Annotated in this window: 24 protein-coding genes; 12 read left to right on the forward strand and 12 right to left on the reverse strand. The window is 56.4% G+C overall.

From position 1 onward, the window contains the following. Positions 1 to 3: 3 nt before the first annotated feature. A complete protein-coding gene (locus tag BUA39_RS04700; RefSeq protein WP_072791406.1) occupies positions 4 to 504 on the reverse strand; it encodes an Lrp/AsnC family transcriptional regulator in 501 nt (166 codons plus the stop codon). 204 nt (positions 505 to 708) lie between these two features. Here BUA39_RS04700 and trxB point away from each other — a divergent pair, with 204 nt between their 5' ends. After that, positions 709 to 1,650, forward strand: a complete 942-nt coding sequence (trxB, locus tag BUA39_RS04705) for a thioredoxin-disulfide reductase (RefSeq protein WP_072791407.1) — start codon at positions 709 to 711, stop codon at positions 1,648 to 1,650. Positions 1,651 to 1,817: 167 nt separating this feature from the next. Beyond that, entirely contained in the window at positions 1,818 to 3,893 is a 2,076-nt protein-coding gene (locus tag BUA39_RS04710; RefSeq protein WP_072791409.1) for a bifunctional sulfate adenylyltransferase/adenylylsulfate kinase, read from the forward strand. 124 nt (positions 3,894 to 4,017) lie between these two features. Here BUA39_RS04710 and BUA39_RS04715 read toward each other — a convergent pair whose 3' ends face one another. Together BUA39_RS04715 and BUA39_RS04720 are read right to left on the reverse strand one after the other, a co-directional pair. Beyond that, positions 4,018 to 4,248, reverse strand: coding sequence for a DUF1150 family protein (locus BUA39_RS04715; protein ID WP_072791411.1), 231 nt, complete (start codon positions 4,246 to 4,248; stop codon positions 4,018 to 4,020). Positions 4,249 to 4,251: 3 nt separating this feature from the next. Then, positions 4,252 to 4,665 carry an Hsp20 family protein gene (locus tag BUA39_RS04720; protein ID WP_072791412.1) on the reverse strand — a complete coding sequence of 138 codons (414 nt, stop codon included), beginning with the start codon at positions 4,663 to 4,665 and terminating at the stop codon, positions 4,252 to 4,254. 158 nt (positions 4,666 to 4,823) lie between these two features. Here BUA39_RS04720 and BUA39_RS04725 point away from each other — a divergent pair, with 158 nt between their 5' ends. From BUA39_RS04725 to BUA39_RS04735, 3 genes are read left to right on the forward strand one after another with little or no spacing between them, the layout of a single operon-like run. Beyond that, complete coding sequence (locus BUA39_RS04725; RefSeq protein WP_072791414.1) at positions 4,824 to 5,048, forward strand: YdcH family protein; 225 nt, start codon at positions 4,824 to 4,826, stop codon at positions 5,046 to 5,048. Between the two features lie 45 nt (positions 5,049 to 5,093). Next, a complete protein-coding gene (purE, locus tag BUA39_RS04730; RefSeq protein ID WP_072791416.1) occupies positions 5,094 to 5,582 on the forward strand; it encodes a 5-(carboxyamino)imidazole ribonucleotide mutase in 489 nt (162 codons plus the stop codon). After that, entirely contained in the window at positions 5,575 to 6,648 is a 1,074-nt protein-coding gene (locus BUA39_RS04735; RefSeq protein WP_072791750.1) for a 5-(carboxyamino)imidazole ribonucleotide synthase, read from the forward strand. The genes purE and BUA39_RS04735 overlap by 8 nt, the downstream gene beginning before the upstream one ends. A gap of 79 nt (positions 6,649 to 6,727) precedes the next feature. Here BUA39_RS04735 and BUA39_RS04740 read toward each other — a convergent pair whose 3' ends face one another. Together BUA39_RS04740 and BUA39_RS04745 are read right to left on the reverse strand one after the other, a co-directional pair. Then, a complete protein-coding gene (locus BUA39_RS04740; RefSeq protein ID WP_072791418.1) occupies positions 6,728 to 7,861 on the reverse strand; it encodes an alpha-D-ribose 1-methylphosphonate 5-triphosphate diphosphatase in 1,134 nt (377 codons plus the stop codon). A gap of 105 nt (positions 7,862 to 7,966) precedes the next feature. Continuing rightward, positions 7,967 to 10,249 carry an adenosylcobalamin-dependent ribonucleoside-diphosphate reductase gene (locus BUA39_RS04745; RefSeq protein WP_072791420.1) on the reverse strand — a complete coding sequence of 761 codons (2,283 nt, stop codon included), beginning with the start codon at positions 10,247 to 10,249 and terminating at the stop codon, positions 7,967 to 7,969. A gap of 151 nt (positions 10,250 to 10,400) precedes the next feature. On the opposite strand from BUA39_RS04745, the gene BUA39_RS04750 reads away from it, so the two are divergent. From BUA39_RS04750 to BUA39_RS04775, 6 genes are all read left to right on the forward strand, one after another. Further along, the gene (locus BUA39_RS04750; protein WP_072791421.1) at positions 10,401 to 10,835 is read left to right on the forward strand and encodes a DUF1489 family protein; all 435 of its coding nucleotides are present in this window, start codon (positions 10,401 to 10,403) and stop codon (positions 10,833 to 10,835) included. A gap of 70 nt (positions 10,836 to 10,905) precedes the next feature. Beyond that, complete coding sequence (locus tag BUA39_RS04755; protein ID WP_072791423.1) at positions 10,906 to 11,652, forward strand: sulfite exporter TauE/SafE family protein; 747 nt, start codon at positions 10,906 to 10,908, stop codon at positions 11,650 to 11,652. 181 nt (positions 11,653 to 11,833) lie between these two features. Continuing rightward, the gene (locus BUA39_RS04760) at positions 11,834 to 12,841 is read left to right on the forward strand and encodes a ribose-phosphate pyrophosphokinase (RefSeq protein ID WP_072791425.1); all 1,008 of its coding nucleotides are present in this window, start codon (positions 11,834 to 11,836) and stop codon (positions 12,839 to 12,841) included. A gap of 189 nt (positions 12,842 to 13,030) precedes the next feature. Then, positions 13,031 to 13,222 (forward strand): hypothetical protein, encoded by a 192-nt coding sequence (locus BUA39_RS04765; RefSeq protein WP_072791427.1) that lies wholly within the window; start codon positions 13,031 to 13,033, stop codon positions 13,220 to 13,222. 17 nt (positions 13,223 to 13,239) lie between these two features. Then, positions 13,240 to 13,617 (forward strand): hypothetical protein, encoded by a 378-nt coding sequence (locus tag BUA39_RS04770; protein WP_072791428.1) that lies wholly within the window; start codon positions 13,240 to 13,242, stop codon positions 13,615 to 13,617. 211 nt (positions 13,618 to 13,828) lie between these two features. Further along, positions 13,829 to 14,320: a fasciclin domain-containing protein gene (locus BUA39_RS04775; RefSeq protein ID WP_072791430.1), complete on the forward strand. Its 492-nt coding sequence runs from the start codon at positions 13,829 to 13,831 to the stop codon at positions 14,318 to 14,320. Positions 14,321 to 14,404: 84 nt separating this feature from the next. Here the strand turns inward: BUA39_RS04775 and BUA39_RS04780 are convergent, their stop codons facing one another. From BUA39_RS04780 to BUA39_RS04810, 7 genes are all read right to left on the reverse strand, one after another. Further along, positions 14,405 to 14,755 (reverse strand): H-type lectin domain-containing protein, encoded by a 351-nt coding sequence (locus BUA39_RS04780; protein ID WP_072791432.1) that lies wholly within the window; start codon positions 14,753 to 14,755, stop codon positions 14,405 to 14,407. Positions 14,756 to 14,862: 107 nt separating this feature from the next. Further along, complete coding sequence (locus BUA39_RS04785) at positions 14,863 to 15,261, reverse strand: F0F1 ATP synthase subunit epsilon (RefSeq protein WP_072791433.1); 399 nt, start codon at positions 15,259 to 15,261, stop codon at positions 14,863 to 14,865. Between the two features lie 52 nt (positions 15,262 to 15,313). Continuing rightward, the gene (gene atpD, locus BUA39_RS04790) at positions 15,314 to 16,738 is read right to left on the reverse strand and encodes a F0F1 ATP synthase subunit beta (protein WP_072791435.1); all 1,425 of its coding nucleotides are present in this window, start codon (positions 16,736 to 16,738) and stop codon (positions 15,314 to 15,316) included. 15 nt (positions 16,739 to 16,753) lie between these two features. Then, the gene (locus BUA39_RS04795; protein WP_072791437.1) at positions 16,754 to 17,629 is read right to left on the reverse strand and encodes a F0F1 ATP synthase subunit gamma; all 876 of its coding nucleotides are present in this window, start codon (positions 17,627 to 17,629) and stop codon (positions 16,754 to 16,756) included. 12 nt (positions 17,630 to 17,641) lie between these two features. After that, positions 17,642 to 19,180, reverse strand: a complete 1,539-nt coding sequence (gene atpA, locus BUA39_RS04800) for a F0F1 ATP synthase subunit alpha (protein WP_072791439.1) — start codon at positions 19,178 to 19,180, stop codon at positions 17,642 to 17,644. Beyond that, positions 19,181 to 19,741: a F0F1 ATP synthase subunit delta gene (locus BUA39_RS04805; RefSeq protein WP_072791440.1), complete on the reverse strand. Its 561-nt coding sequence runs from the start codon at positions 19,739 to 19,741 to the stop codon at positions 19,181 to 19,183. Between the two features lie 309 nt (positions 19,742 to 20,050). Beyond that, positions 20,051 to 20,788, reverse strand: coding sequence for a class I SAM-dependent methyltransferase (locus BUA39_RS04810; protein ID WP_072791442.1), 738 nt, complete (start codon positions 20,786 to 20,788; stop codon positions 20,051 to 20,053). 103 nt (positions 20,789 to 20,891) lie between these two features. On the opposite strand from BUA39_RS04810, the gene gloB reads away from it, so the two are divergent. After that, positions 20,892 to 21,659 (forward strand): hydroxyacylglutathione hydrolase, encoded by a 768-nt coding sequence (gene gloB / locus BUA39_RS04815; RefSeq protein ID WP_072791443.1) that lies wholly within the window; start codon positions 20,892 to 20,894, stop codon positions 21,657 to 21,659. The last annotated feature ends 159 nt before the right edge of the window (positions 21,660 to 21,818 follow it).

Consider the following 21,818-nt stretch of genomic DNA (forward strand, 5'->3'; position numbering starts at 1 on the left):
GAATTATGCGCTGCGGTTGATCCGGTCTTCCAAGACGTCAAAGGGAACACCCGGTTCGTCCTTGGCGTCGCGGATCACAAGCGAGGTTTTCACGCTTGCCACATGCTCCGCTTTCAGCAGGTCTTCGGTCAGGAAACGCTGGAACGTAGACAGATCAGGCGCGACGCATTTCAGGATGAAATCCACCTCGCCGTTCAGCATGTGACACTCCCGAACCAAAGACCATTCGCGGCAGCGGGCCTCGAACGCCGAAAGGTCTGCTTCGGCTTGGCTGTTCAGGCCAACCATGGCGAAAACCTGAACTTCAAACCCCAACTCGCGTGAGTCGACATCGGCATGATAGCCCCGAATATAGCCAGATTCCTCAAGCGTGCGCACACGGCGCAAGCATGGCGGTGCAGAGATCCCGACCCGCTTGGCCAGCTCAACATTTGTCATCCGGCCATCCGCCTGCAGCTCTGAAAGGATTTTTCGGTCAATGGGATCGAGCCGCGTGCCAGCCATTCAAATTCTCCGTAAAATTTGCAGTTCTTATAACAGCACGGTGAATTTGCGCAATAATATTTCACGTGACGCTACGATCATTGCCCAGACATGCGCATTTCTTCATCGCGCCCAGTGCATAGCGGCCATGTCAGGGGTTTTCGATCCCTGCAACGATGGCTATATCCCTTGCCTAACGCGACATCGCAAGCATGGGTGGGATATATGGGCGAGACGAAACACACGAAGGTTCTGATCATTGGATCGGGGCCAGCTGGCTATACTGCGGGCGTTTATGCAAGCCGCGCGATGCTGGAACCCATTCTGGTGCAAGGCATTGAACCGGGCGGTCAATTGACGACCACAACCGAAGTGGAAAATTACCCGGGCTTCACAGAGGTGCAAGGCCCCGACCTGATGATCAAAATGCAGGAACACGCGCAAGCGATGGGCTGTGAAATCATCGGCGACATCATCACCGAACTCGACACCTCTCGCCGCCCCTTCGTTGCCAAAGGCGACAGCGGCACGACCTACACGGCAGATGCGGTGATCCTTGCGACCGGTGCCCGCGCCAAATGGCTGGGCATGGAAAGCGAAGAGAAGTTCAAGGGCTTTGGCGTGTCTGCCTGCGCGACCTGCGATGGCTTCTTTTATCGCGGCCAAGAGATCGTGGTGATCGGGGGCGGCAATACCGCCGTCGAAGAAGCGCTGTTCCTGACAAACTTCGCGTCGAAGGTGACATTGATCCACCGTCGGGACGAATTGCGCGCGGAGAAAATCCTGCAAGATCGCCTGTTCAAGAACGAGAAGATCGAAACGCTTTGGTTCCACGAGTTGGAAGAGGTCATCGGCACCGAAAGCCCTTTGGGCGTGACGGGTGTGAAGGTCAAACACACGAAAACCGGTGAGATCAACGAAATCCCTTGTGCTGGTGTGTTTGTGGCGATCGGCCACGCACCTGCAACGGAATTGGTCAAAGACGTGTTGGAAACCCACAACGGCGGCTATGTCAAAGTCGAAGCAGGCAGCACACGCACGTCGATCCCCGGCATTTTTGCTGCGGGTGACCTGACCGATCACGTCTATCGTCAGGCAGTCACTTCGGCAGGCATGGGCTGTATGGCGGCGTTAGACGCAGAAAAGTTCCTCGCCGAACAAGAATAGTCAGACATAAGTCTCGCAGAAAGCCTCCCATCTGGGAGGCTTTTTTCGTTTCGGGTGGCCCGCATGCAACACCGGTCCTTTTCGCGCAGTCAAAGCATTTTTCGTCTTTATTGAGACCACCTCTTGTGAAATATGTTCACGCGTGAACAAACTTTGAGTCAAACCCAATGTCCGCTCCAAACGGAAAAACCGGAACCGCCGAAGAGGACACCCTCTTTCGCCTCCTGCGCCAGCTTGACACGGCGCCGGATGCGTCCCAGCGCGCGACGGCAGAGGCCATTGGCGTTTCCCTCGGACGGTTGAACGCCCTTCTGCGCAATGCGACCGATAGCGGCCTCGTGAAAGTCAGCGACAAAGACAGCAGCGACAAACGCCAACGCTACGCCTATGCGCTGACTCCAAAAGGCGCGGCCACCAAAGTCAAACTCACAGACGCTTTTCTCGCCCGAAAATTTGCCGAATATGACGCCCTGCACGCAGAGCTGACAGGCACGGCTTCGGGCCTCAATCCTTTGAAATCAAGGACCAAACTAATGCAAAGCAACTTTGCCCCTATTCCCGAACTCTTTGTGTCTTACGAAAGCGCACAGAAGCTGAAAGTCGAGGCCGCGGACCTGACCAGCCACGACCTGACCCCGCGCCAGATTTGTGATCTGGAGCTGCTGATGAACGGCGGCTTCAACCCGCTCAAGGGCTTCTTGAGTGAAGAAGACTACAACGGCGTCGTTGAAAACATGCGTCTGGCGGATGGCTCGCTTTGGCCGATGCCCATCACTTTGGATGTGTCCGAAGATTTCGCCGAGTCCGTTGAAATTGGTCAGGACATCGCCCTGCGCGACCAAGAGGGCGTGATCCTTGCGACCATGACCGTGACAGACCGCTGGGAGCCGAACAAAGCGCGCGAAGCCGAGAAGGTTTTTGGCGCAGACGACGATGCGCATCCGGCCGTGAACTACCTGCACAACCAAGCCGGCAAGATCTACCTCGGCGGTCCCGTTGTTGGTATCCAGCAGCCAGTGCACTACGATTTCAAAGCGCGTCGCGACACGCCGAACGAGCTACGTGCCTATTTCCGCAAAATGGGCTGGCACAAGGTTGTTGCCTTCCAAACGCGCAACCCTCTGCACCGCGCGCACCAGGAACTGACCTTCCGCGCAGCCCGCGAGGCCGAAGCAAACCTGCTGATCCACCCGGTTGTCGGCATGACCAAACCGGGCGACGTGGATCACTTTACGCGCGTGCGCTGCTATGAGGCCGTGCTGGATCAATATCCTGCCTCCACCACCAACATGTCCTTGCTGAACCTTGCCATGCGCATGGCAGGTCCACGTGAAGCGGTGTGGCACGGTCTGATCCGCAAAAACCACGGCTGTACCCACTTTATTGTTGGTCGCGACCACGCCGGACCGGGCAAGAACTCCGCAGGAGAAGATTTCTACGGCCCATATGACGCGCAAGACCTATTCCGCACGCATGAAGAAGAAATCGGCCTTAAAATGGTCGACTTCAAACACATGGTTTACGTGCAAGAACGCGCGCAATACGAACCAAATGATGAGATCGAAGATCGCGACAACGTCACGATCCTGAACATCTCTGGCACCGAATTGCGCCGCCGCTTGGCCGAAGGTCTGGAAATTCCTGAATGGTTCTCCTTCCCAGAGGTTGTGGCCGAACTGCGCAAGACAAAACCTCCGCGTTCCAAGCAGGGTTTCACTGTCTTCTTCACCGGCTTCTCTGGCTCTGGCAAATCCACCATCGCGAACGCCTTGATGGTCAAGCTGATGGAAATGGGTGGCCGCCCGGTGACGCTGCTGGATGGCGATATTGTGCGGAAGAACCTGTCGTCTGAGCTCGGCTTCTCCAAAGAGCACCGCGACCTCAACATCCGTCGCATCGGCTATGTGGCGTCTGAGATCACAAAGAACGGCGGCATCGCCATCTGTGCGCCCATCGCGCCTTATGCCACAACCCGCCGCGCCGTGCGTGAAGACATCGAACAGTTCGGTGCTTTTGTCGAAGTGCACGTCGCAACCAGCATCGAAGAATGTGAACGCCGTGACCGCAAGGGGCTTTACAAGCTGGCGCGCGAAGGCAAGATCAAGGAATTCACTGGAATTTCAGATCCTTACAATGTGCCTGAGAACCCAGAGCTGCGCCTAGAGACCGAAAACACAGAGGTCGATCACTGCGCGCACCAGGTGATCCTGAAGCTGGAAAGCATGGGTCTGATCAAGGCGTAGGCCTTCAACCCAAACAAAAGAAAAAACGCGACTCATTGGGCCGCGTTTTTTGTTTAACCTAGAGCTGAGGACCATCCCGGGACGGTCGGGGTCTGGTCGCCATTGCCGACCTGAAGAACCGTATCTAGTGCACTGTCACCGGCGCATAGTCATTCTGCCGCGCCAAGGCGAATGCCAAACCGCGATCCTTCACCAGCGCCAGGCGCTCTCCGTCTGAGGCAGCGTGAACCGCGTAAAGGTGATCCACACCCTCTACCTCGGCCTTCAGATCATCAGGCAGGTCCGCCACATCCACTTCGCGGATGTAAACCATGCGCTCGTCGGTCAGCGCGTCAATGTTTACCTTGCTGTTCATGGCTTACCCCTTTTTGATTTGAATGGTTTGAACCACGGTCTCGGGCCGGGAGCGCGTGAGATCGACGTGCAAAAGCCCGTTCTCCATCGCAGCTTCGCCAACTTCGACCCCATCCGCCAGCACAAATGAACGTTGGAACTGACGCGCAGCGATTCCCCGGTGCAGGAACACACGGTCCGCACTATCGTCGCCCTGACGGCCCCGGATCACCAATTGGCGGTCTTCCACAGTGATTGACAGATCTTCTTCGGCAAAGCCTGCGACCGCCAAGGTGATGCGGTAGGAAAAATCCGAGGTTTGTTCAATGTTAAAAGGGGGATAGCCTTCGTTTCCAGTCTTCGCTGTGCGCTCCAAAAGGCGCTCCAGCTGCTCAAAACCCAGCATGTGGGGGTATGACCCCAAAGTCATCTTGCTCATCGACACGTCCTTTACGTAAAGCGACAGTGAATAAGGCGGGCCCCGTTATGGCGACCCGTTCGCGAATAATATGGGCACCGTGTCAAACAAGCGCAAGGGCTTTGCTCTGACCCTGGGACAGGCTATCGTTGGACAAAACCACTACCGACGGGACCCCCATGAACGCTAAAGACGACTTGTCCATGAAAACCGATGACGTTTTGCGCGTCGAACTTGCGGTTTTCAGGCAGGAGCACCGTGATCTGGACGACGCGATCACCGCCCTGGTCGAACGCGGCACCGGCGATCAGCTGACCATTCAGCGGCTGAAAAAGCAGAAACTGCGGCTGAAAGACAAAATCGCCTATATCGAGGACCGTTTGACCCCAGACATCATTGCCTAAAGGGGCAATCTGGGTATAGTGCGCGCTCCTTTATTCGAGGCGGACATGACTGACATCAAAGTAGGAATTATCATGGGGAGCCAATCCGACTGGCCCACCATGAAAGAAGCGGCTGACGTGCTGGATGAACTGGGCGTGCCCTACGAGAAGAAAATCGTCTCCGCCCACCGCACCCCTGACCGCCTTTGGGACTATGGCAAGACCGCTGCCGAACGTGGCCTGCAGGTGATCATCGCCGGGGCTGGCGGCGCTGCGCATTTGCCGGGTATGATGGCGTCTAAGACGCGCGTGCCTGTCGTTGGTATCCCGGTGCAAACACGTGCCCTGTCTGGTGTGGATAGCCTTTATTCGATCCTGCAAATGCCACGTGGTTTTCCAGTAGCCACCATGGCCATCGGCGCCGCCGGCGCCAAGAACGGCGGCCTGATGGCAGCAGGCATTCTGGCGCTGCAAGATCCCGCACTGGCAAAACGTCTGGATGACTGGCGCGCGGCGCTTTCGGCCTCTATTGCGGATGAACCTGTTGATGACTGACGCACTTCCCCTTGGCAGCATCATCGGCATTCTTGGTGGCGGGCAACTGGGCCGCATGCTTTCTGTCGCAGCATCCCGGCTTGGCTATAAAACTCACATTTTTGAACCCGGCGCAAACCCACCCGCCGGACAGGTTGCTGATCAGGTCACAACTGCCGTCTACGAAGATGAGGCCGCCCTGCTGGCCTTTGCGCAGTCGGTCGATGTGATCACCTATGAGTTCGAAAACATCCCGACCGCCGCGCTGGATATCTTAGAGGCGCACCGCTCCATCCGTCCGGGCCGCGAGGCGCTGCGGGTCAGCCAAGACCGGATCACCGAAAAAGAATTCCTGTCTGAACTGGGGCTCGAAGTTGCCCCCTTTGCTGCGGTGCAAACGGCTGATGACCTTCATGCGGCACTTGAAAAGATCGGCACCCCTTCGATCCTGAAAACCCGCCGGTTTGGGTATGACGGCAAGGGGCAGGCGCGGATCAACTCCGCTGCAGATGCTGCGGCGGCTTTGTCCGACATGGCGGGCTCGCCTTCGGTGCTTGAAGGATTTGTGAAATTCAGCCACGAGATCTCTGTCATCGCCGCGCGCGGCCTGAATGGCGAGGTCGCCTGCTTTGATCCGGGCGAAAACGTGCATGTCGGGGGCATTCTGCGCACGACAACCGTTCCGGCCACCCTGCCCGCGCGGCTGCGCATGGATGCAGTCTTTATCGCTTCCCGCATCTTGAATGCGCTGGAATACGTCGGCGTTATGGGCGTAGAGCTTTTTGTCACCGGCAATACGCTTGTCGTGAACGAGATCGCGCCGCGTGTGCACAACTCTGGCCATTGGACGCAAAACGGCTGCGCCGTCGATCAGTTTGAACAGCACATCCGCGCCGTGGTTGGCCTCCCGCTGGGCGATGGCAAGCGGCATTCCGATGTTGTGATGGAGAACTTGATTGGCGACGACATGGACAAGGTGCCCGCGCTTCTGCAGGAACCCCATGTTGCCCTGCACCTGTATGGCAAAGCTGAAACCAAGTCTGGGCGCAAGATGGGCCATTTCAACCGCGTCGCGCCAAGCGCCTAACAGCGCAAAGCGGCGGGGTCGCTGGCGGTCACTCTTGATACGCCCTTTCCCCGCCGCGCCGCAAACGCGCAATATTTGGTTAGCCCAGCAAGCGCTCTGCCACGCCACCCGTTAAATGTGAAAAACGACCCGCGACCATCGTCGCTTCGATCCGGCGCGACTTTGGATCAAGAATGACCAGATCTGCGCGCTTGCCATCGCTCAGATCACCGCGATCCCTCAAGCCCAGCAAAGACGCGGGTCCGCTAGACACCAAGACCCATGCCTTTTCAAGCGGCAGGATCTGGTCATCCACCAAACGGAGCACCGCCTGTTTTAGCGCGGGATAGTGGTAATCAGACGCCAAGGCATCGCAGAGACCTTCAGTGATCACCTCTGCCGCCGAAACCTTGCCGGAATGCGACCCGCCGCGCACGACATTGGGCGCGCCCAGAATGACATGGCCTGTGTTCTCTTTCGTTGCGCGCGCTGTTTCCAGCGTCTCCGGGAACTCCGCAAGACCGATCCCCATCGCCTGAAATCCCGCCCGCATGTCAGGCGTCGCATCATCATGGCTACCAAGCCGCACGCCACGCGCAGCCAAATCCTGGGCAAGCTGTTTCAAGGCCTCGGGCACACGGTCCGCTTGTGCGTGCAGCCGCTTCAGCAGGTCCAGATGCGCCTCGGGGCTCCGCCCACTTTTCAGCGCCTGCCCGGTATGACGCGGCGGGCGTTTGCCCTTGTTCAAAGCGTCATGCGGCAGGTGATCGTTGAAAACCACATAGGGCACATCAAACGCCTCGACCAAGGCGGCGAAACTCGCATAGTCCTCAAGCAGATGCGTCTCAAACCGCAGTTGCACCAGCGTGTCAGTCAACATTTCAGCCGAGCGATGCGCCGCAAGGAAACGTCGCGCAAACTCTGGCCCGCGCATGCCGCCCTCCCAGCTATAAAACTGCGCTAAAGTCGCCGTCGCAATGCCGTTCGCCGCCAATTCCGCATCCACAGACATCAGCCCCTGCCCAAGGTCCCTCAACGCCCCCCGACGCGGCGCGAGGTGGCGTTCAAACCCATCGCCGTGGATGTCGACAAAGGCAGGCAGAACCCAATAGCCAGAGAGGTCCACAGCGCGCCCATCGGCCTGCGCATTCAACTTAGACCCCGCCACGCCCAAAGAACGCTGCTCAAAGCCGGTCGCCCCAAGCACTTCAGCATTTTCAAACCGAATTTGCATGCTGACCTCCTACTGATCAGCCGTTGCTGATAAAAGAGTTCACTGCCGTTGCAAAGAAAAAACGGCCCCGAAAGGAGCCGTTTCTAAGGTCATTTCAATCGGGCCTTACCCACACTTGCTGTGGCCACAGCTGCGGCAGGTCATGCAGCCTTCGACCATTTGCAGGTCGTATTGGCCGCAGGATGGGCACGCCTTGCCGCGCGGGCTTTCGTTCACCACCATAGCTTCGGAATGCGGATCTGCTTTCAGACCCATACCTTCACCTGCAATAAAGCCGGTCGCCACCATGTGCTTTTCAATAACGCCGCCGATGGCTGCCAGAATAGACGGGATGTATTTCCCTTCCATCCACGCGCCACCGCGCGGGTCAAATACAGCTTTCAGTTCCTCGACCACAAAGCTCACATCGCCACCACGACGGAAGACCGCGGAAATCATGCGGGTCAGCGCGAGGGTCCAAGCATAGTGCTCCATGTTTTTGGAGTTGATGAAGACCTCAAACGGACGCCGGTGTCCGTTGATCACCACATCATTCACCGTCAGGTAAATTGCATGTTCAGAATCTGGCCACTTCAGCTTGTAGGTCGCGCCTTCTAGGGATTGCGGGCGATCCAGTGGGTCGGACATATAGATGACCTCACCCGTATCCGCCACGTGATCCGCTGGCTTCTCGCCCGGCGCATCTTCGGACTTTTCTGACACGGTCAGAACCGACCCAGTGATCTCATTCGGGCGGTAGGTCGTGCAGCCTTTGCAGCCGGTGTCCCAAGCCTGCATGTAGACGTCCTTGAAGGCATCAAACGAGATGTCTTCTGGGCAGTTGATGGTTTTGGAGATCGAACTGTCGATCCATTTCTGCGCCGCCGCCTGCATGCGCACGTGATCTGTTGGCGCAAGGGTCTGAGCGTTGACGAAATAGTCTGGCAATTCTTTGTCGCCAAACTTGTCACGCCACAGCTTCACGGCGTAGTCGACAACCTCTTCTTCGGTACGAGAGCCGTCTTTTTGCAGTACCTTACGGGTATAAGCGTAAGCAAAGACCGGCTCGATCCCAGAAGACACGTTGCCCGCGTACAAGGAAATGGTGCCGGTTGGCGCGATGGACGTCAGCAACGCATTGCGGATGCCGTGTTCACGGATTTCAGCCTTCAGGTCCTCATCCAGATACTGAACCATGCCGCCATCAACGTATTTGTCTGCGTCAAAGAGCGGAAAGGCCCCCTTTTCTTTCGCGAGGTCGACCGACGCCTTGTAAGACGCATGCGCGATGGCTTTCATCCACGCTTCGGTTTGTGCCGCCGCTTCTTCGGTGCCGTATTTCAGGCCGAGCATCAGCAGCGCATCCGCCAAACCGGTCACGCCAAGACCAATGCGGCGCTTGGCTTGGGCTTCCTGCGCTTGCTCTGGCAGTGGGAAGTTGGACGCATCCACTACGTTGTCCATCATGCGGACAGCGGTTTGCACCAGTTCCGTCAGCGCGGCTTCGTTCAGCTCTGCGGCCTTTTCGAATGGGTCGGTGACCAGACGAGCAAGGTTAATCGAGCCAAGCAGACAAGCGCCATAAGGCGGCAAAGGCTGTTCGCCGCAGGGGTTTGTCGCGGCGATCTGCTCTACGTAGTTCAGGTTGTTCGCCTTGTTGATGCGATCGATAAAAATCACACCCGGTTCAGCCTGATCATAGGTGTTCTGCATGATCTTGTTCCAAAGATCACGCGCGTTCACTGTCTGAAAAACCCTGTCGCCAAAGGTCAGTTCCCAAGGGCCATCTGCCTTAACGGCTTCCATGAAAGCATCGGTCACTAGAACCGACATATTGAACATGCGCAGGCGCGCAGGGTCGGATTTTGCTGTGATGAACTGCTCGATATCCGGGTGATCGCAGCGCATGGTCGCCATCATCGCACCGCGGCGCGAACCGGCGGACATGATAGTGCGGCACATAGCGTCCCAGACATCCATGAAGGACAGCGGACCAGAAGCATCCGCCGCGACGCCTTTCACATCTGCGCCACGCGGGCGAATGGTGGAAAAGTCATAACCAATGCCACCACCCTGCTGCATGGTCAGCGCGGCCTCTTTCAGCATGTCGAAAATACCCGCCATGCTGTCAGGGATGGTGCCCATGACGAAACAGTTGAACAGCGTCACTTTGCGCGCGGTGCCTGCACCTGCGGTGATGCGACCGGCGGGGAGATATTTGAAATCCTCCAGAGCGGCATAGAATTTATCTTCCCACTCTTCCGGCTTCTTTTCAACTTTCGCCAGATCACGCGCGATGCGGCGCCAGCTGTCTTCGACCGTCTGGTCAATCGGTGTCCCGTCCGCCTCTTTGAAACGGTATTTCATATCCCAGATGGATTCGGCGATAGGGGCAGCAAAGCGACTCATCATTTCCCTCAGTGTTTTGGCTTATTATTAAGGTTTGGCAGGACTTGCGGGGCTTGAAAGCCCCGGGCAGGCCTCTATTCTTATTCAACATCCAGAAAGACACAAGAGAAAACACCATCAATTGTGTCAAAAACGAACTAAGGCACCATATATGGTAACCCCATCCTTGCATCTTGTGAAGCTGAGCGTCGGTACAGAAACTGTCGATGGGCTGCAAGATTGGCAAAAAATCAAGCGATCTGAGGCACCTGACGGCTGCTCGCGCCATGTCACACGGATGTGGCCGCGCCGCGAGGCAGAGATTCTCGCTGGTGGCTCAATGTACTGGGTGATTAAGGGATCAATCCAGGCGCGGCAACGGATTGTTGGGCTGGAAGAAGTCATCGGCGGCGATGGCATTCGTCGATGCGCGATTGTTTTAGCCCCAGAACTGATCCGCACGCAAACCGCTTTGCGCCGCCCGTTTCAGGGGTGGCGCTACCTGAAGGTCGAAGATGCGCCGCCAGACCTGCCCAAAACTCGCAAAAGCGAAGAGCCGCTGCCAACTGAACTTGCCGCCGCCCTGGCAGAGATCGGCGTGATCTAACGCGCCTTCAAGACTTGATCAAATAGGCTGAACCCTAGACAGGTTCGACCGAAGCCAATAGCAACAAGAGATGATCGCGCTTGGGCCATTCACACATACGGAACTCATCATTCTGGCAGGGGCGGCGTTCTTGGCTTCGCTCGTCAGGGGGTTCTCGGGCTTTGGGTCTGGCCTCATTTATGTGCCCATCGCGGCGCAGGTCCTGACACCGTTCCAAACCTTAACCACGATGGTCATCTTCGACCTACTGGGGCCGATCCCCTTGATCCGCCCTGCCTTTCGAGATTGCGACAAACAGGATTTGATGCGCCTACTGGCCGGTCTTGTGGTTGCCTTGCCAATTGGGCTTTTCACACTGACGCTCGTCGCGCCAGAGGTGTTTCGCTATGCGGTGTCGCTGATTGCCTTTTTCATGTTGGTCTGCCTGATCTTTGGGCTGCGCTATCGCGGTACTCTGTCACCTCCTTTGATCTACGGAACAGGCGGGCTTTCGGGATTTTGCCAGGGCGTCGCTGGATTGCCCGGGCCGCCAGTGATCTTGCTATATATGGCCAGCACCTTGCCCGCCCAGAGCATCCGCGCGAATACATTCCTGTTTCTCTTTGCGACGGATGTTGTGTTGCTTCCGATGCTTGCCGTTTTTGGTCGGCTTGATAGTTCGACCATCCTGCTTGGGATCGCCTTGATCCTGCCAACCCTCACAGGCAGCTTGATCGGCGCGCGCATATTCAACCCGCGCTATGAAAAGATCTACCGTAGCGTGGCCTACACAGTGATAGCCCTTTCTGCTTTGTCGGGGTTGCCGCTGCTGGACTGATACGCATATCGCAATCCCTTTCAGCGCCCACGAGATCACGACGGCCCAAATGTCGCGCTTGCGTCGCATCGGGTGCGAATTCCCCCGCCCAGAGGTTGCATTGCTTTGCCATCTGGCATGGCCGTGTTACAGCGTGCCCAACGTCACGAATCTGTCATCTTGCGAACGGGGAAACGCGCAAATGCCAAGCACCATGGAACCGAAACTTATCACAGGTAATGCCAACCAGCCTCTGGCCAAAGCCATTGCGCGGCGCATGACCATTCACCGGAACCTTGGGCTGGTTGACGCACGCGTCGAACGGTTCAACGATGGTGAAATTTTTGTCGAAGTCTTTGAAAACGTGCGCGGCGAAGACATGTTTATCATTCAGCCGACGTCCAATCCGGCGAATGACAATTTGATGGAACTTCTGATCATGGCCGACGCATTGCGTCGGTCTTCTGCGAAGCGCATCACCGCAGTGATCCCTTACTTCGGATACGCCCGTCAGGACCGCCGCGCCAAGGCGCGCACGCCGATTTCCGCCAAGCTGGTGGCCAATATGCTGGTCGAAGCGGGTGTCGAACGGGTTCTGACCATGGACCTGCACGCCGCGCAGATTCAGGGCTTCTTTGATATCCCGGTCGACAACCTTTATGCCTCGCCGATCTTTGCACTGGATATTCTGCACCAGTTCAAAGGCAATATGGATGACCTGATGGTTGTCTCCCCCGACGTGGGTGGCGTGGCCCGTGCACGAGAGCTGGCAAAACGCATCAACGCGCCATTGTCGATCGTGGATAAACGCCGCGAGAAGCCCGGCGAAGTGGCTGAGATGACGGTGATTGGAGATGTCTCCGGCAAGAAATGTATCATCGTGGATGATATCTGCGACACCGCAGGCACGCTCTGCAAAGCGGCCGAAGTGCTGATGGAGCACGGCGCAACCGAGGTACATTCTTATATCACCCACGGTGTCCTGTCTGGCCCTGCGGTTGAACGCATCACCAATTCCGTGATGAAAAGCCTTGTCATCACCGACTCGATCCAGCCGACTGGCCCCGTCAGCGAAGCACCAAACATCCGCATTTTGCCAACAGCTCCGATGTTCGCTCATGCGATTATGAACATCTGGAATGGTGCCTCGGTCTCCTCTCTGTTTGAAACAGAGACCTTGGAAGGCTCGTACGAAGGCCTGCTCAAGTAAGCAAAAGACGCAGCCATTGGGCGGACCGACCGCCCGATGGGTCCGCCTATTGCCAATTTTCCCGGCAGCTAGATAGATTTCTTTGCCGATTGTGATCCCGCTGCCGCAAGATACATCTAATACTTATGTTAAGAGTGCTTTCCGTCGCACAACCTGCTACCTTTGCGGTGTGTGTGACGGAAAATTCTTATGATCGAATGCATGGGCATAGAGCAAATGCAGTTCTTCGCGAGCATCCTCGGGGACATTGTGTCCATCTTTGGGGCGCATGAAGAGCTGATAGTGATTGAAGCAGAGGTCAGCACCGTTCATTGGGAGCGGCAAGACGACATCTATTGTATGGCACCCACGACGCCGCCGGCGATCGAAATGCCCAGCTAGCAACGCGAACATCTGCTATGAACCTACAGGACCTTGTCGAATGCGTTCTTGTCACTGATCCAAGTATCGATCAGGGCGACTACACTGTGTTATTTTCTGGCAGCAAGTCTGGCGCATTGAATGCGGGTATCCTGTTGTTCACCACCACTCCCCTGCCCAAGTCTATTATCGAGCGGATTGAATATCGGCTTGTCAGCATCCTCATGCTTTTGGTGGATATCGAACGACAGGCGACAAACCCCGATGGGCAGCAGGATTTTCAGGTGCGACTTGCGGCCGATTTCAAAGCGAAAGCGGACAAAAGCACGCGTGAGCTGATCGCAGCTTTGGAAACCCGCGGTATACACAATGGCCTCGCGAAAGAATTGGTGTTGGGGCAGCAGCGCACAGTGTAACTTAGTTGGTGCACTGTAATCATTTTCCAAAATTCCACTCAATTACAGAGTCTTGCGCAAGAATGCGGGTCACAAGAATGCGCCTTTCCTGAGTGTCCATTTTCACCAACCAAAGAAATTTTTGATCCAGCGGCTTTCGGCCCCCGTACCCTCAATACCACCCGACGCGGTGGTTTCGATTTTTTGAGGGAATAACCGAAAGGACAGAACCATGAACCGCCGCTTTGCAGTTAAGACACTTGCCGCCCTATCCGTTGCCGCATTTGCCGCCGCCTGTGCGCCCATGATCGAAGACGGGGACGACATTGTAGACATTGCTGCTTCCAATGATGACTTCTCCACACTTGTCGCAGCCGTTCAGGCCGCCGGGCTTGTGGAAACGCTGAAAAGCGACGGCCCGTTCACCGTCTTCGCACCGACCAATGCTGCCTTTGCTGCGCTTCCGGCAGGCACAGTCGAAACCCTGCTGAAGCCCGAAAACAAAGACCAACTGGTGTCGATCCTGACCTATCACGTTGTACCGGGCGCTGTGACGTCTGACCAATTGGCGGGCAAGCGCATGTCCGTGACCACCGTACAAGGCTCTGACGTGCATGTGGACGGGCGCAATGGGGTGAAAGTCGACGGTGCCACCGTGACCACAGCAGACATCATGGCCACCAATGGTGTGATCCACGTGATTGACACCGTGATCCTGCCTTAAGCCATCCAAATCGTAGATCAACAAATACAAAGGCCCCGTTGTTACGGGGCCTTTTGCCTGAGCAAAGGTGTCGCGACCTGAAAGTTAGGGCACATCCCAACTGTCTTCGTCGTCAATCTCTCCGATGGCGGTCCAGCTTAACCTAACACGCGCGACCTGTGTGTCCTGCCAGGTGCGAAACACCAGATCAAATCCCTGTTCGCTGATCTTTTCCGCTGCGAGGTCCGCACGAATGTTGGTGGCGTTGGAGATGTCCCAAAGCGACAGCCCCACCTGCACAACGGGTACGGTCAGAAACGGTTCTGAGAACTTGATCCGCTTGCGTCGCTCCCGAGGGCCAGAACCGACCCACATATCCCCGCCGTTCTCGAAATCAGAGAAAAGCAATTCCTCTCCCTGATCGACACCCAATGATTGGCTTCGGAATTTTCGCATGATCCATCCTCTGATCTATGCGGAACAGTACAACCGTCACGGGAAGACATCAAAACGAAAACAGGCCCCGCAGCGCTGCAGGGCCTGCCAAAATCATTGAACACAGATCAGACGTTCAGGGCCGCGCGCAGCGCTTCCATGTCTGCCAAATTCTTGGCAGCCGCGTCTTTGTTTTCTGCAGCAGCGGTGTCCGCTGCGTCTTTCGCTGTGGCGATCAAAGCGTCGATATCTTCCGCAGTGATGTCCGCCGTTGCGATGGCTTTCTCTGCCAGAACAGAGGTGCCTTCGGCGTTGATTTCCGCGAAGCCGCCGGTCACCGCATAGCTCGCGGTGCCGTCTGGACCTTCCACGGTCAGAACGCCTGGACGCAGGGTGGTGATGGTTGGCGCGTGATCTGGCATTGCCGTCATATCGCCATCCGCACCCGGAATCTGCACAGAGGTCGCTTGCAGTGATGCGAGCGCACGTTCTGGGCTGACCAGATCGAATTGCATGGTTTGAGCCATTGGGGCCTCCTTTCAGGGAACCCCCGCATTCACACGCGGGGGCAGTCCGTTCTTAGGCGGCTTCCGCAGCCATTTTCTCGGCTTTTGCGAGCACTTCGTCGATGCCGCCAACCATGTAGAAGGCGCCTTCTGGCAAGTGGTCGTATTCGCCAGCCACAACGGCTTTGAACGAAGAAATCGTGTCTTCCAGAGGCACCTGAACACCGTCAGAACCGGTGAAGACCTTCGCAACGTCAAACGGCTGAGACAAGAAACGCTGGATCTTACGCGCACGCGCAACAGTCAGCTTATCTTCTTCAGACAGTTCGTCCATACCGAGGATCGCGATGATGTCTTGCAGGGACTTGTAGCGCTGCAGGATCTGCTGAACGTCGGATGCCACTTTGTAGTGCTCTTCGCCAACGACCGCGGGGTCCATCAGACGAGAAGAGGAATCGAGCGGGTCAACCGCTGGGTAGATGCCCAGCTCAGAGATCGCACGGTTCAGAACGGTTGTCGCATCCAAGTGCGCAAAGGTTGTCGCTGGCGCAGGGTCGGTAAGGTCGTCCGCTGGAACGTAAACCGCTTGGATCGAGGTGATCGAGCCGTTCTTAGTGGATGTAATACGTTCCTGCATCGCACCCATGTCTGTCGCCAGTGTAGGCTGGTAGCCCACCGCGGAAGGAATACGACCCAGAAGCGCGGACACCTCGGAACCCGCTTGTGTAAAGCGGAAGATGTTGTCCACGAAGAACAGAACGTCGGTACCGGATTGGTCACGGAACTGTTCTGCCAGGGTCAGACCTGTCAGAGCAACACGCGCACGCGCACCTGGAGGTTCGTTCATCTGACCGTACACCAAAGCCACCTGAGATTCTTCCAGGTTGTCAGGCTTAATAACGTTGGATTCGATCATCTCGTGGTACAGGTCGTTCCCTTCACGCGTACGTTCGCCAACACCCGCAAAAACGGAGAAGCCAGAGTGTACTTTTGCGATGTTGTTGATCAGTTCCATGATCAGAACTGTTTTACCAACACCCGCACCACCGAACAGACCAATTTTACCACCCTTCGCGTAAGGCGCGAGAAGGTCGATAACTTTGATGCCTGTGACCAGAACTTCAGATTCCGTGGATTGCTCTGCGAACTCAGGCGCAGGCTGGTGGATCGCACGTGTCTCAGTCGCGTTGATTGGCGCGCCTTCGTCCACTGGTTCACCCACAACGTTCAGGATGCGGCCCAGAGTTGCGTTGCCCACTGGAACCGTGATCGGTGCACCAGTGTCAGACACTGGAGCGCCACGTACGAGACCTTCGGTCGCGTCCATCGCGATACAGCGAACTGTGTTTTCGCCGAGGTGCTGGGATACTTCCAGAACCAGTTTCTTACCGTTGTTTTCGGTGTTCAGCGCGTTCAGAATTTCCGGCAGGGAATCTTCGAACTGCACGTCCACAACGGCGCCAATCACCTGTGTGATTTTGCCTTTTGCGTTTGCCATGTTTCGTCTCCGGTCTTAGAGCGCCTCAGCGCCCGAGATAATTTCAATAAGCTCGTTGGTAATGACGGCCTGACGTGAGCGGTTGAACTCGATTGTCAGTTTGTCGATCATTTCGCCCGCGTTCCGGGTTGCGTTGTCCATTGCAGACATCCGTGCACCTTGTTCGGAAGCGCCGTTTTCCAGCAGAGCAGCAAAGATTTGCGTTGCGACGCCGCGCGGCAGCAGATCAGCCAAGATGGCCTCTTCGCTTGGCTCGTAGTCGTAAAGCGTCGTTGCGCCCTCATCCTCGGCTGCGTCAAACGCGGCAGGGATGATTTGCTGTGCCGTTGGGATCTGGGTCACAACGTTTTGGAACTTCGCGTAAAAGATCGTTGCGACATCAAATTCACCGTTGTCAAAGCGTGCCAGCAGATCACGTGCAATGTCTTGCGCGTTCTCATAGCCGATCCGTTTCACTTCGGTCAGGTCCACATGGCCAATGAAATGCTCGCCCAGATCACGTTTGATCGCATCGCGACCTTTCTTGCCGACGGTCAAGATCTTAACGGTCTTGCCTGCTGCAATCAGGTCTTCAGCTTTCGCACGCGCCAGCTTGGCGATGTTCGAGTTAAAGCCGCCGCAAAGGCCACGTTCAGCCGTCATCACCACCAAGAGATGGGTCTGATCGCTGCCGGTGCCTGACAGAAGCTTAGGTGCAGAGTCCGAACCACCGACAGAGGCCGCCAACCCACCCAGAACGGCATTGAACCGTTCTGTGTAGGGCCGAGCCGACTCTGCAGCGTCCTGAGCGCGGCGAAGTTTCGCCGCGGCCACCATCTGCATGGCTTTTGTGATCTTCCGAGTGTTCTTCACACTCTCGATCCGGTTTTTGAGGTCCTTCAGACTAGGCATTGTCCGAACCCCTTATGCGAAGTCAGCTGCGAATTCGTCGAGCGCTGCTTTCACTTTGTCTGCGGCTTCACCTTTGATCTTTGGATCTTCGTCGGTGATCCACTTCAGCAGGTCCGCGTGCTTGCCACGCAGGTGCGCCAGCAGGCCAGCTTCGTAACGGCCAACGTCTTTGACCGCGACTTTGTCGAGGTAGCCGTTGGTGCCTGCGAAGATGATGCAGACGATCTCAGAGTTGGTCAGTGGCGAATACTGAGGCTGTTTCATCAACTCAGTCAGACGTGCACCACGGTTCAGCAACTGTTGGGTCGCTGCGTCGAGGTCAGAACCGAACTGCGCAAAGGCCGCCATTTCGCGGTACTGCGCGAGGGACAGTTTCACCGGACCCGCAACCGAAGACATCGCTTTGGTTTGCGCCGAGGAACCAACACGGGAAACCGACAGACCGGTGTTCACCGCTGGGCGGATACCTTGGTAGAACAGTTCAGTTTCCAAGAAGATCTGACCGTCGGTGATCGAAATCACGTTGGTTGGAATAAACGCGGAAACGTCACCACCTTGGGTTTCGATGACTGGCAGAGCGGTCAAAGAGCCTGCGCCGAAGTCTTCGTTCAGTTTCGCGGAACGTTCCAGCAGACGGGAGTGCAGATAGAAAACGTCACCTGGGTACGCTTCGCGGCCTGGTGGGCGACGCAGCAGCAGGGACATCTGACGATAAGCAACCGCTTGTTTGGACAGGTCATCATAGATGATCAGAGCGTGTTTGCCGTTGTCACGGAAGTATTCCGCCATCGCAGTCGCCGCATAAGGTGCGAGGAACTGCATTGGTGCTGGGTCAGACGCGGTCGCTGCCACAACGATGGAATAATCAATCGCGCCGGATTCTTCCAGTTTCTTCACCAGCTGCGCAACAGTAGAACGCTTCTGGCCAACCGCAACGTAGATACAGAACAGCTTTTTGCTGTCGTCGTCGCCTGCGGCTTCGTTGTAAGATTTCTGGTTCAGGATGGCGTCCAGGGCAATCGCGGTTTTACCGGTCTGACGGTCACCAATGATCAATTCCCGCTGGCCACGGCCAATTGGGATCATCGCGTCAACGGACTTCAGGCCGGTCGCCATTGGTTCGTGAACGGATTTACGAGGGATAATGCCCGGCGCTTTCACGTCCGCAACGCCGCGCTTTGCCGCGTTGATTGGGCCTTTGCCATCCACTGGGTTGCCCAGACCGTCAACAACACGACCCAGTAGTTCTGGACCAATTGGCACGTCCACGATGGAGTTGGTGCGCTTAACTGTGTCGCCTTCTTTGATGTCCCGGTCGGACCCGAAGATAACAACACCGACGTTGTCGCTTTCCAGGTTCAGGGCCATGCCCATGATGCCACCTGGGAATTCGACCATCTCACCGGCTTGGACGTTGTCCAGACCGTAGACGCGGGCAATACCGTCACCTACGGAAAGAACGCGGCCCACTTCGGCCACTTCGGCTTCCTGACCAAAATTCTTGATCTGGTCTTTCAGGATTGCCGAGATTTCGGCTGCTTGGATACCCATTTATCCGACCTCTTTCATTGCATTCTGAAGGGAGTTGAGCTTGGAGCGGATCGACGTGTCGATCATCTTCGAGCCCACCTTAACGACAAGACCGCCTACCAAAGACTGGTCGACGGTCGCATTGATTTTCACATCTTGGCCAACACGCGCTTTCAGCGTCTTCGCCAGTTTGTCTGCTTGGGTTTTGGTCAGCGCCTTGGCAGAGATCACCTCTGCGGTCACTTCGCCTTTATCCTCAGCGATCAGGGCGCGCAGACGCTCGATCAGATGAGGCAGGACAAACAGGCGACGATTGTCGGCCATCAGACCCAGAGTGTTCTTCAGCACATCAGACAGACCCATTTTGGTCGCGACTGCAGAAATCGCCGCCGCTTGGTCTGAACGAGAGACAACAGGGGAATTGATCAGCTCACGCAGATCAGCGCTGTCATCCAATGCGGTGCTTAGTGCATCAAGGCCACTCTCTAGCTCAGAGACAGCCTTGGACTCTTTCGCGATCTCAAAGACCGCTGTGGCATAGCGTGCAGCAATGCCTTGCGAAATCGAAGCTGGTTCGGACACGTCCACCCTTCCGATATTTAGGCCCCAGATTACCGACGCGGCCGGTTTCCAGGGACGTTGCTGGTCTCGAAACAAATCAAAACCGTAAATTTCAGGCGGGGTGTAGCAGAGGTGCCCTTAGCTATCAATAACGTTTGATAGAAAGCTGATTGGGTAAAAAACCCGTGTTTATAAGGCCTTGCCCCCCTTGCGACCCTTTAACCCACATTTGGGATGAATTTTTTGCACCCAAATCCAACATTTCGGCGATTCCTTCGGTCTCACTATTTGGAAAAAGCGATAATTTAGGGGGATAACCCTGACCTTTTCTCAGATCGGGGCGACGTCTGCCTTGCCCGCCAAAATCTCAAGCGGCTTGCGCACGGTTTCCCCCAATCCCCCTGTCGGCGCGGGCGTCCGTTTGCTGGCTTCGACCATCAAAACACCGCCTGAAATAACCGGCGAAAGGGCCCGCCCCGTGCTTTCCCAGAATTGAGCAGTCCGCCGCCAAAAGCGCTTATGACTCGGTGGCTGAAACAGGGTGGTGCGGCTGCGTTCGGGCATGAAGCCATGTTTGCGCAACTGCGCCTCAAGCTGTCCGGTGGAATAAGGGCGTCCATAACCGAAAGGCGTCGTATCACTGCGCGACCACATTCCGGCCCGATGCGGCACAATAAACAGCGCGCGACCACCGGGGCCAAGCACGCGATAGGCTTCCTCTAAAAGGTCCGAAGGCCGTTCACAGTTCTCAAGCCCATGCATCATGACTAGGCGATCGACGCGCCCGGTTTCCATGGGCCAGAGGGTTTCTTCGCAAAGAACCGAGACATTGGGCTGCCCCATGGGCCAGGGCATCACCCCCTGTGGTGCCGGCATCAATCCAACCACGCGCCGGGCCTCTGGCAGATAGGGGCGCAACAGTGGCACAGCAAAGCCAAAGCCCACCATGGTCTGCCCCTTAGCTTCGGGCCAAAGGCCACGCACCTCATCGCGGACAGCCTTCTGCGCCGCCCGCCCCAGCATGCTCCGGTAATAGAAATTGCGCAGGTCTTTGACGTCGAGGTGCATCTTACCGCAAAAAATGGCTCATTCGCTGTGACATTAACATAGTGGCATTCTATGTCGATGAAACTATCATGTAAAAAACATGGATCATCTGAGGGGAAGAGACATGCCATTACAGATTATTACCGTCCCTTGCCGGACGGACAATTATGCTTACATCCTGCACGCCCCGCTCACCGGGTTGACCGCGGTGGTCGACGCGCCCGAGGCGACACCAATCATCGACACGTTAAATGAACGCGGCTGGCAGCTTGATTTCATTCTGATCACCCACCATCACAACGATCATATCGATGCCGTGGCAGAATTGCGCAGCAAATATGGGGCCACTGTCATCGGAGCCGAAGCAGACGCCCATCGCCTGCCCGATCTGGACCTGCGCGTTCACAACGGAGACACGTTCTCGCTTGGGAACGTTAAGGTGAACGTCATTGACGTACCCGGACACACGCTTGGCCATATCGCCTTTCACATCCCATCGGTCAAAGCGCTGTTTACCGCCGACAGCTTGATGGCACTTGGCTGCGGTCGGCTGTTTGAAGGCACGCCTGCCCAGATGTTGACAAGCCTGCGCACACTGGCCGCGCTGCCCGGTGACACACAGGTCTACTCAGGCCACGAATACGCCACCACCAACGCGGCCTTCGCGCTGACGGTCGAACCGGGCAACCGCAATCTGCAAGCCCGCGCCCAGAAAATCAAAGAAGCGCGCGACAGGGGGGAGCCGACGGTGCCTTCCCTGCTGTCAGAGGAAAAAAAGACGAACCCCTTTCTTCGCGCTGATAGTGCGGAGATTCGGCAGGTATTGGGGATGGAAGATGCCCCCGCGCTGGAGGTCTTTACCGAGGTGCGGCAAAGACGCAATTCATTCTGAATTATCCAATAAACGTCAGGTGTTATTGCCAATCGCCCTGTGATCTGTCAGGCTAAAGGTCAGTACGATAGGTTGATGTCGCCCCTGCGCCACCGCCGCTTTTCTGACAGCCAGAATTTTGACCGTTTGTCGCAAAAGTCACAATTTTGACGTCAAATG

The organism is Cognatishimia maritima (assembly GCF_900129685.1).
Classification (GTDB): domain Bacteria; phylum Pseudomonadota; class Alphaproteobacteria; order Rhodobacterales; family Rhodobacteraceae; genus Cognatishimia; species Cognatishimia maritima.

Coding starts and splice junctions, on each gene's coding strand:
- BUA39_RS04700 (WP_072791406.1), bottom strand. CDS start 504: ATGGCTGGCACGCGGCTCGATCCCATTGACCGAAAAATCCTTTCAGAG.
- trxB (WP_072791407.1), top strand. CDS start 709: ATGGGCGAGACGAAACACACGAAGGTTCTGATCATTGGATCGGGGCCA.
- BUA39_RS04710 (WP_072791409.1), top strand. CDS start 1,818: ATGTCCGCTCCAAACGGAAAAACCGGAACCGCCGAAGAGGACACCCTC.
- BUA39_RS04715 (WP_072791411.1), bottom strand. CDS start 4,248: ATGAACAGCAAGGTAAACATTGACGCGCTGACCGACGAGCGCATGGTT.
- BUA39_RS04720 (WP_072791412.1), bottom strand. CDS start 4,665: ATGAGCAAGATGACTTTGGGGTCATACCCCCACATGCTGGGTTTTGAG.
- BUA39_RS04725 (WP_072791414.1), top strand. CDS start 4,824: ATGAACGCTAAAGACGACTTGTCCATGAAAACCGATGACGTTTTGCGC.
- purE (WP_072791416.1), top strand. CDS start 5,094: ATGACTGACATCAAAGTAGGAATTATCATGGGGAGCCAATCCGACTGG.
- BUA39_RS04735 (WP_072791750.1), top strand. CDS start 5,575: ATGACTGACGCACTTCCCCTTGGCAGCATCATCGGCATTCTTGGTGGC.
- BUA39_RS04740 (WP_072791418.1), bottom strand. CDS start 7,861: ATGCAAATTCGGTTTGAAAATGCTGAAGTGCTTGGGGCGACCGGCTTT.
- BUA39_RS04745 (WP_072791420.1), bottom strand. CDS start 10,249: ATGAGTCGCTTTGCTGCCCCTATCGCCGAATCCATCTGGGATATGAAA.
- BUA39_RS04750 (WP_072791421.1), top strand. CDS start 10,401: ATGGTAACCCCATCCTTGCATCTTGTGAAGCTGAGCGTCGGTACAGAA.
- BUA39_RS04755 (WP_072791423.1), top strand. CDS start 10,906: ATGATCGCGCTTGGGCCATTCACACATACGGAACTCATCATTCTGGCA.
- BUA39_RS04760 (WP_072791425.1), top strand. CDS start 11,834: ATGCCAAGCACCATGGAACCGAAACTTATCACAGGTAATGCCAACCAG.
- BUA39_RS04765 (WP_072791427.1), top strand. CDS start 13,031: ATGATCGAATGCATGGGCATAGAGCAAATGCAGTTCTTCGCGAGCATC.
- BUA39_RS04770 (WP_072791428.1), top strand. CDS start 13,240: ATGAACCTACAGGACCTTGTCGAATGCGTTCTTGTCACTGATCCAAGT.
- BUA39_RS04775 (WP_072791430.1), top strand. CDS start 13,829: ATGAACCGCCGCTTTGCAGTTAAGACACTTGCCGCCCTATCCGTTGCC.
- BUA39_RS04780 (WP_072791432.1), bottom strand. CDS start 14,755: ATGCGAAAATTCCGAAGCCAATCATTGGGTGTCGATCAGGGAGAGGAA.
- BUA39_RS04785 (WP_072791433.1), bottom strand. CDS start 15,261: ATGGCTCAAACCATGCAATTCGATCTGGTCAGCCCAGAACGTGCGCTC.
- atpD (WP_072791435.1), bottom strand. CDS start 16,738: ATGGCAAACGCAAAAGGCAAAATCACACAGGTGATTGGCGCCGTTGTG.
- BUA39_RS04795 (WP_072791437.1), bottom strand. CDS start 17,629: ATGCCTAGTCTGAAGGACCTCAAAAACCGGATCGAGAGTGTGAAGAAC.
- atpA (WP_072791439.1), bottom strand. CDS start 19,180: ATGGGTATCCAAGCAGCCGAAATCTCGGCAATCCTGAAAGACCAGATC.
- BUA39_RS04810 (WP_072791442.1), bottom strand. CDS start 20,788: ATGCACCTCGACGTCAAAGACCTGCGCAATTTCTATTACCGGAGCATG.
- gloB (WP_072791443.1), top strand. CDS start 20,892: ATGCCATTACAGATTATTACCGTCCCTTGCCGGACGGACAATTATGCT.